Consider the following 1,130-nt stretch of genomic DNA (forward strand, 5'->3'; position numbering starts at 1 on the left):
GTATAAAACTTTGTTAGAAAAAGACTTTAAAATTTACATGTTTTTTATGAAGCGTAATATTGTAGCTTTATCTATGTGGGGTTCTCAATAACTGTTAATACAAAAAGTTAAGATATATAGTTTTATAGATATGAATTATTACATAAAAACGCACTTGGAAAAGGATGTATGATGGTAATAGAATACAAACATCAAGGGGGAACTTAAAATGAAGTTAAATAAACTAGTGCTTAGTTGTGGAGTAGTTTCAGCATTAACACTTGGTGTGTTAGGGAATAATACTTATGCTGAAGAAGTACACAAAACGAATGATCCAATTCATGTAGTTGAACATGTTTCTGCAGACTTATTATTAACCCAAACAATGGATTATAGTGGCGAGGCTGAAACTTCTTTCGTATATGATGGGAGTACTGACTTAAGCTTCTCTATGAAAAATAATGGTCAAAATACAATGGGATATAGTGTAAAAGGTCCAAATACAGAGCTAATTGTTGGTGGTTATATAAAACCTGGAGAACAACAAATTAATGTTACAAATGTACGGAATGCTTTATCTCCATTACCGAATGGAACATATAAAATTTACGTTTCAAATGATGATGGTTCTAAGGGGCAATTCCAAGTTTCAGTAAGATCTATGAATTAAATTTAAAACGCTTTGTTTTTAAGTTAATTTAATCTTTACTTATTGGAAAGAAGCTAAATTGAATTGAGAATTACCGATAAAAATGAAAACGAGCACCTTATCTAATTGTGAGAGGGTGTTCTTTTTTGCTATTAAACAGAAAACAATTACTTCCAACCACCTATAAATATATTTTGATATTTTCATTGCTAATCTACTAGTTTGTGTCAACGAGAGAATGTCTACTATAAAAGATATTAAAATAAAGATGATGTAACATTCAGCTAAATTATATGGGGAAATAGAAAAACCACTCTTATATGAGTGGTTTTTAGTAATTATTTTTAGGTTATACATTTAAAATTAGGCTAAGTTATAGAAATAATAAACATTTAATCCCGCATTAACTGGCAGTAAGACTCCCACCTCAAAATTCAGCGGAAGCAAAGAAGTTAGGTGGGGGTCGGGCTGCCAGTAAACGCCCGATTGGTTCAACTAATAA

Annotated in this window: 1 protein-coding gene; it reads left to right on the forward strand. The window is 30.8% G+C overall.

Annotation, left to right across the window (positions count from 1 at the left end):
* The first annotated feature begins 208 nt into the window (after nucleotides 1-208).
* On the forward strand, nucleotides 209-649 hold the full coding sequence (locus tag DN403_RS26510; RefSeq protein WP_000773517.1) for a hypothetical protein: 441 nt from the start codon (nucleotides 209-211) through the stop codon (nucleotides 647-649).
* The last annotated feature ends 481 nt before the right edge of the window (nucleotides 650-1,130 follow it).

The organism is Bacillus sp. AY2-1, assembly GCF_008368965.1.
In the GTDB taxonomy this organism is placed as follows: domain Bacteria; phylum Bacillota; class Bacilli; order Bacillales; family Bacillaceae_G; genus Bacillus_A; species Bacillus_A thuringiensis_S.